Consider the following 6,415-nt stretch of genomic DNA (forward strand, 5'->3'; position numbering starts at 1 on the left):
TCCGTGCGGCCAGCCGCTTCGTGCCCATCGAGGGGGGGTTGCTGCTTTAGGCCAGAGCTATCGCGTAAAGAGAAAAGCTCTTCTAGAAGCGTTGTCGATGCTCTCCGTGATAGCTGTGGGAGCGCAGCTCCGCTGCGCGATGGCCGATGCCCCGGGCCTCTTTTGCCACTAGGGCTCCTGTTGGCGTAATCGCGCAATGAATTGCGCTCCCACAACCCGCCACAGACTCTGTGCTGTCCAGTGAGCATAGCGTGCTGTGCGTCCCGTCGCGCGGCCCCGGGTGTGTGCGGCGGCGATAACCGGTACAATCGCGGCCCCCTCTTCATGCACTAACGGGACCCTTCATTGATCTCCACCGCCAATATCACCATGCAGTTCGGCGCCAAGCCGCTGTTCGAGAATGTGTCCGTCAAGTTCGGCAATGGCAACTGTTACGGCCTGATCGGGGCCAACGGCTGCGGCAAGTCCACCTTCATGAAGATCCTCGGCGGTGACCTGGAGCCCTCCTCGGGGCAGGTGATGGTCGAGTCCGGTACCCGGCTCGGCAAGTTGCGCCAGGACCAGTTCGCCTTCGAGGACGAGCGGGTCATCGACACCGTGATCATGGGCAATGCCGAGCTGTGGCAGGTGGCGGCAGAGCGCGAGCGCATCTACTCGCTGCCCGAGATGAGCGAGGAGGACGGCATGGCCGTGGCCGACCTCGAGGTACGCTTCGCCGAGCTCGACGGCTATACCGCCGAGGCGCGGGCCGGCGAGCTGCTGCTGGGGCTTGGCATCCCGCTGCACCAGCACGCCGGTCCCATGAGCGAGATCGCGCCGGGCTGGAAGCTGCGCGTGCTGCTCGCCCAGGCGCTGTTCGCCGACCCCGATGTGCTGCTGCTCGACGAGCCCACCAACCACCTGGACATCAACACCATCCGCTGGCTGGAAGGCATGCTCAAGGCGCGCAGCAGCACCATGATCATCATTTCCCACGACCGCCACTTCCTCAACAGCGTCTGCACCCACATGGCGGACCTGGACTACGGCGAGATCACGCTGTTTCCCGGCAACTACGATGACTACATGACCGCCGCCACGGCCGTCCGCGAACGCCAGCACGCCGACAACGCCAAGAAGAAGGCACAGATTGCTGAACTGCAGCAGTTCGTCAGCCGCTTCTCGGCCAATGCCTCCAAGGCCAAGCAGGCGACCTCCCGGGCGCGGCAGATCGACAAGATCAAGCTCGAGGACATCAAGCCCTCCAGCCGTGTCAGTCCCTTTATCCGCTTCGAGCAGGCCAGGAAGATCCACCGCAACGCGGTCAACGTCGAGGCCATCACCAAGCGTTTCGACGAGGAGGCACCGCTCTTCGAGCGTTTATCGATGACCGTGGAAGCCGGCGAACGCATCGCCATCATCGGCCCCAACGGTATCGGCAAGACGACCCTGCTGCGCACCCTGGGCGGTGAACTGCATCCCGATGCCGGTGCCGTGCGCTGGACCGACAGTGCCGAACTCGGGGTCTACGCCCAGGACCACGCCGACGACTTCGCCAATGAGGCGACGCTGTTCGAGTGGATGGCCCAGTGGACCCAGGGCGGGGAGCAGGACGTGCGCGGTGCCCTGGGCAGGATGCTGTTCTCCAGTGATGATATCGGCAAGTCGGTGAAGGTGATCTCCGGCGGCGAGCAAGGCCGCATGCTGTTCGGCAAGCTGGCCCTGACCCGGCCCAACGTGCTGCTGATGGACGAGCCGACCAACCACCTGGACATGGAGTCCATCGAGGCGCTCAACCTGGCGCTGGAGAACTACCCCGGCACCCTGATCTTCGTCAGCCACGACCGCGAGTTCGTCTCCTCCCTGGCGACCCGCATCCTGGACATGAGCGAGCAGGGCGTCACCGACTTCAGCGGCAGCTACGACGACTACCTGCGTAGCCAGGGCCTGTTCGGCTGACCCCCGGCGGCACGGGACGAGACGCGGCAGGTCATGTCGGCATGGGCTCGAATTGATATGAGTCAAGCGTGATGGACGCGGCTTGGCTAGGATGAAAACATGAATTACCCGCCCCCATCAGGGCATCAAAAGGAGGAGCCGCAATGCGCTTTCATCAGGTCAAGGAACTGGTCGTCTGGGCGGCCGATTATCACCGGGGGCTCGCGGAGCAGTATAGCCAGCTGGCCGCCGGTGACGTGAACGACCGGGTACGCATGGCGCTGGAATACCTGGCCGAGCACGAGCGCAAGATGCAGACTGAACTGGCCAACTATCTCGAGGAAGAGGGCGACCATCGCAAGGTGCTCGAGACCTGGTTCGACGACCCGGCCGACTTCCCTCATGCGCCCACGCTCGACCGCCTCACCGAATGCATCTCGTGCGACAGCGTCCAGGACGTGCTGGCCACGGCGTTGACCATGCACAGGACCCTGCAGGACCTGTATGCTCATCGTGCCGAGCGGGCATCCGTCGAGGCCGAGCGCGAATTCTTCGCCTCGCTCTCCACCGGCCACGAGGCCGAAGTGCGGCGTATTGCTCGCGATATGCAACGACTCGAGGATTACTAAGGAGAAAGCGATGTCGGATCAGATCCTGTCACTCAAGCTGCTGGGCTACTGGACGGACGAGCAGCTTGACAAGATTCCTGATATATCGGGGATATTCTGTGTCTATGCCGGTACGGCCGCCGCCAATGGCGAGCCCGGCATCGAGCGGCTGCTCTATATTGGCGAGTCCGGCGACGTGCGTCAGCGCATTCGCCACCATGAGCTACGCGATGAGTGGTCCCGTCACCTGGAGGCCGGGGAGGTCCTCTGCTATAGCGTGGCGGCGGCGACGTATGTCTATCGGGAGCGGCTCGAGGCGGCCTTGGTGAATGTCCACAAGCCGCCGGTCAATCGTGACTACCTCGATCGCTTTCCCTTCGACAGGACCGAAATGCACCTGCGCGGTCATACCGACAAGCTGATGTCCCAGTTTATCGTCGAGCGTGCCGACTGATGGCGAAAGACCGGCAGCCGGCAGGGCGGCGGCTCCTGCCGCGCTTCGCGGCACTGGTTGCCGATCCGGCAGGGGCTGACGATGAGCCCCTGATGGCCCATGTACTGCTCGAGGAAGCCATCCGCGCGCGGGCCACCGATATCCATATTGATCCCTCTCGAGAGGAGTGGCGCCTGCGCCTGCGTATCGATGGTCGCGTCATCGATGTGCTGGAGCTCGATGTCGGCGATGGCCTGCAGCTGGCCAATCAGTTCAAGGTGCTCGCGCGGCTCGATCCCATGCCCTCGCGTGTCGCCCATGACGGCAGCTTCAGCTGGTCCGCCGACGCCGAGGGCATGGAAGAGACCTTCCTGAGGGTCACCGCCGTGAACTGCGTGGCCGGCGAGAAACTGGCCATTCGCTTTCTCGCCCCGCCCCGCACATTCCAGGACACGCTTTCGCTGGGCATCGGCGAGCAGGGCGCCCGAGGCATTCGTCGCTGGATGGATGCCACCGGCGGCATGCTGCTGGTGGCGGGTCCCACCGGCGCCGGCAAGACCACCACCCTCTACACCCTGCTGAACCAGTTGCGTCTCACCGACAGTCATGTGGTGACGCTCGAGGACCCGGTGGAATATGCCATTCCCGGCATCAACCAGATCCAGGTGGACCCCGCCCACGGGCTCGACTTCGCCTCGGGAACCCGCTCCATGCTGCGCCTGGATCCGGACTATGTGTTGCTTGGCGAGATCCGTGACCCCGGCTCCGCCGCGGCGGCCGTCAGTGTGGCCGGCAGCGGCCGTTCGCTGATGGGGACCCTGCACAGTCGTGATGCCGTGGGCACTGTTTCCACACTGCGACAGCTTGGCCTCGAGGATGCCGAGATCAGTGCCACGCTCGGCCTGGTGATCGCCCAGCGCCTGGTCCGTCGCCTCTGTGAGCATTGTCGTGAGCAACAGCCAACCCCCACCCGGGACGCTGAATGGCTGGAGGCGGTGGGGGTCGAGGTGCCCGAGCAGGCCTGGGTACCGGTGGGGTGCGCGCAGTGTGACGGCCTGGGCTATCGCGAACGTACCGGGGTCTTCGAGATCTGGCAGCCCACGCCGGAGGATCATGCGCTGCTGCTGCGCCACGCCGATGAGGCCGTGCTGCGACACAGCCTGGTGGAACGGGGCGGGACCCCGATGTTCGCCGATGGCCTGGCCAAGGCCGCTGCCGGCATCACCAGCCTGCGTGAGGTCTTCCGAATGGGCGCCATCCTGCCCAGCTGATACGCGCTTGCTAGCCACCTTGGGGGCAGACCCCGGCGGGCGCATCCGCCAGAGGGGTGCGCCATGATGGGCATGTTGGCTTAGCCGGGGTCTGATCCCAAAGGAGCGGGCCACACCTCCTGACAGGCCACCGGCAATCCGGTATAACGGCGGTCAGTCAGATGCCTTTCATTCCCTGTATGCCGCCGAGAATCTACCGATGACGTACCTATCCCGTCGCCGCTTCGGCCTGCTGGCGCTGAGTTCCCCCCTGCTGCTGCTGGCCCCGCAGGCCTCTGCCAACCTGATGGACAGCCTGCTGTCCCGGGCCATCGTGCCCCGCCATGACAGCGAGCTGTGGGTGCTGGTCGAGGATAGGGAGGCGGCGATGAGCGTCTACCGAGGCAACCGGCTCCTCGAGCGCTTCGAGCCCGTCTCGCTGGGCCGTGGGGGCGCCAGGCCGCAGCGCCAGCGGGGCGACCGGGCCACCCCGCTCGGCGAGTTCCGGGTCAACCGCTTCAACCGTCGCAGCAAGTTCCATATCTTCATCGGGCTCGATTACCCCACGCCGACCCATGCTCGCCTGGCGCTGGAGGCCGGGGTCTACAGCCAGCAGGACTATGACGACTACTTTTCCTACTACCGTCGACACGGCTATCCGCCTCAGGATACGGTGCTCGGGGGCTTCATCGGCATCCACGGGGTCGGCAAGGGCGATCCCGACATCCACCAGCGGTTCCACTGGACGGACGGCTGTGTGGCGGTAACCGACGCTCAAGTGGAGCGTCTGTCGTCGTTGGTCGACATTGGCACGCGCGTCGTCATCCGCTAGGCTTTACATGCGCTCGGGACGTTCTAAGCTATGGACAAGCGCCGTTTCATATTATAGAACAGCGTTTGATTCCTGTGTTTCGCAGCAGAAGTCGCTGCAACAAGGCCTGCTTATGCAGGAAACCTGATTGTCAGGTAACACCAACGCAGTACCCAAGGAAGACTCAAGGAGAACACCATGACTCTGAAGACTACCCTGAAGCTGACCGCCGCTGCCGCTTCTCTGGCCATCCTGGCCGGTTGCGCCTCCACCAGCGCCCTGGAAGAAGTGCGCATGACCGCTGAGTCCGCTCAGGCCGACGCGGCAGAAGCACGCAGCATCGCCACCCAGGCGCAGAACACCGCCAACCAGGCACAGCGCGACGCTCAGGCGGCCCTGCAGATGTCCGAGCAGAACCGCGAAGAGATGAACCGCATGTTCGAGCGTTCCATGCGTAAGTGATCGTTCTCAGCCGCCCGTCAGGGCGGTAGCAGAACCTTCCAGACAGGGGCCTCGCCGGTAACGGCGGGGCCCTTGTTGTGGGTGCCCGGCGGCTAGCCTGTGGATCCACTCTACCCCAGGGCCTGACACTGAGGCCTCACCACGAATGATTCTTTATTTTCATTTGGCGAGAGATTGTTCCGATGGGCACCGCCGCTTGGGAGCCCCTTAGGGGTCAGACCCCGGCGGCGGGCGCATCCGCTAGAGAAGTGCGTAATGACGGGCTTGGCGGCATGGCCGGGGTCTGACCCCTAAGGGGCTGGCCACCGAGATCAGCAGCGCAAATGCCGCCGTCGTCTTGACATTCGTGGGGATTCCCAAGGGTCTGATCCCCAAAGAGCCAAAACTCAGCCCTCGCCGACTTGCTCCTCGTGGGAATGGCTCTCGGCAGCGATCAGCTCCAGGCGGTCCCAGAGCGTTTCGGGGATGGGTTCCGGCGCGCTGACCTCCAGGGCCACGGGCATGCCGCGTGGCACCTCCACGACCTCGCGAAGGCGGGCGTAGTCCACCGGGTAGTCGAGCCCCCTGATCGCCGTGTCCACCTCGGCGAGCGCGTCGGTAATGCGCTGGATGGTGGTGCCATCCTCCTCGTCCAGGTAGGGATAGGCCTGGATATGCAGGATGCCGTCCGCCCAGCCGAGCTTGAGGGTCTCGTTGATCAGCCTGACCTGCGTTCCCACCGCCAGGCGCGGGAAGAGATCCTCGATGTCCTCCGGCAGCATGCGGATGCAGCCATGGGTCACGCGCATGCCCACCCCCTCGGGGCGATTGGTGCCGTGAATCAAGTAGCCGGGGATGCCCAGGCGCATCTTGCGCGTACCCAGCGGATTATCGGGGCCCGGCGGTACCACGCTCGGCAGGTAGCGCCCCTCCTCGGCATGCTCCCTGATGATCG

Annotated in this window: 7 protein-coding genes; 6 read left to right on the forward strand and 1 reads right to left on the reverse strand. The window is 64.5% G+C overall.

Annotated features, from left to right (window positions below):
• Positions 1 to 345 precede the first annotated feature (345 nt).
• The 6 genes from RI841_RS13375 to RI841_RS13400 all read left to right on the forward strand — a co-directional run bounded on the left by RI841_RS13375 (position 346) and on the right by RI841_RS13400 (position 5,481).
• Positions 346 to 1,938, forward strand: a complete 1,593-nt coding sequence (locus RI841_RS13375) for an ABC-F family ATPase (protein WP_310706120.1) — start codon at positions 346 to 348, stop codon at positions 1,936 to 1,938.
• Between the two features lie 143 nt (positions 1,939 to 2,081).
• Entirely contained in the window at positions 2,082 to 2,546 is a 465-nt protein-coding gene (locus RI841_RS13380; RefSeq protein WP_310706121.1) for a 2-hydroxyacyl-CoA dehydratase, read from the forward strand.
• 10 nt (positions 2,547 to 2,556) lie between these two features.
• A complete protein-coding gene (locus tag RI841_RS13385; RefSeq protein ID WP_310706122.1) occupies positions 2,557 to 2,979 on the forward strand; it encodes a GIY-YIG nuclease family protein in 423 nt (140 codons plus the stop codon).
• Between the two features lie 92 nt (positions 2,980 to 3,071).
• On the forward strand, positions 3,072 to 4,229 hold the full coding sequence (locus tag RI841_RS13390) for an ATPase, T2SS/T4P/T4SS family (RefSeq protein WP_310706123.1): 1,158 nt from the start codon (positions 3,072 to 3,074) through the stop codon (positions 4,227 to 4,229).
• A 199-nt stretch (positions 4,230 to 4,428) separates the two neighbouring features.
• Positions 4,429 to 5,040, forward strand: a complete 612-nt coding sequence (locus RI841_RS13395) for a L,D-transpeptidase (protein ID WP_310706124.1) — start codon at positions 4,429 to 4,431, stop codon at positions 5,038 to 5,040.
• Positions 5,041 to 5,217: 177 nt separating this feature from the next.
• A complete protein-coding gene (locus RI841_RS13400) occupies positions 5,218 to 5,481 on the forward strand; it encodes an Lpp/OprI family alanine-zipper lipoprotein (protein WP_040186261.1) in 264 nt (87 codons plus the stop codon).
• A 386-nt stretch (positions 5,482 to 5,867) separates the two neighbouring features.
• On the opposite strand, the gene RI841_RS13405 is transcribed toward RI841_RS13400, so the two are convergent.
• A partial coding sequence (locus RI841_RS13405; RefSeq protein WP_310706125.1) for a L,D-transpeptidase family protein occupies positions 5,868 to 6,415 on the reverse strand: 548 nt, incomplete at its 5' end.

Origin of the sequence: Halomonas sp., from assembly GCF_031581305.1 — a bacterium.
Classification (GTDB): Bacteria; Pseudomonadota; Gammaproteobacteria; order Pseudomonadales; family Halomonadaceae; genus Halomonas.

What these genes read in the sequence shown, in the direction of transcription:
- RI841_RS13380 (WP_310706121.1), top strand. Translation starts at nt 2,082, where the DNA reads ATGCGCTTTCATCAGGTCAAGGAACTGGTCGTCTGGGCGGCCGATTAT.
- RI841_RS13400 (WP_040186261.1), top strand. Translation starts at nt 5,218, where the DNA reads ATGACTCTGAAGACTACCCTGAAGCTGACCGCCGCTGCCGCTTCTCTG.
- RI841_RS13395 (WP_310706124.1), top strand. Translation starts at nt 4,429, where the DNA reads ATGACGTACCTATCCCGTCGCCGCTTCGGCCTGCTGGCGCTGAGTTCC.
- RI841_RS13385 (WP_310706122.1), top strand. Translation starts at nt 2,557, where the DNA reads ATGTCGGATCAGATCCTGTCACTCAAGCTGCTGGGCTACTGGACGGAC.
- RI841_RS13390 (WP_310706123.1), top strand. Translation starts at nt 3,072, where the DNA reads ATGGCCCATGTACTGCTCGAGGAAGCCATCCGCGCGCGGGCCACCGAT.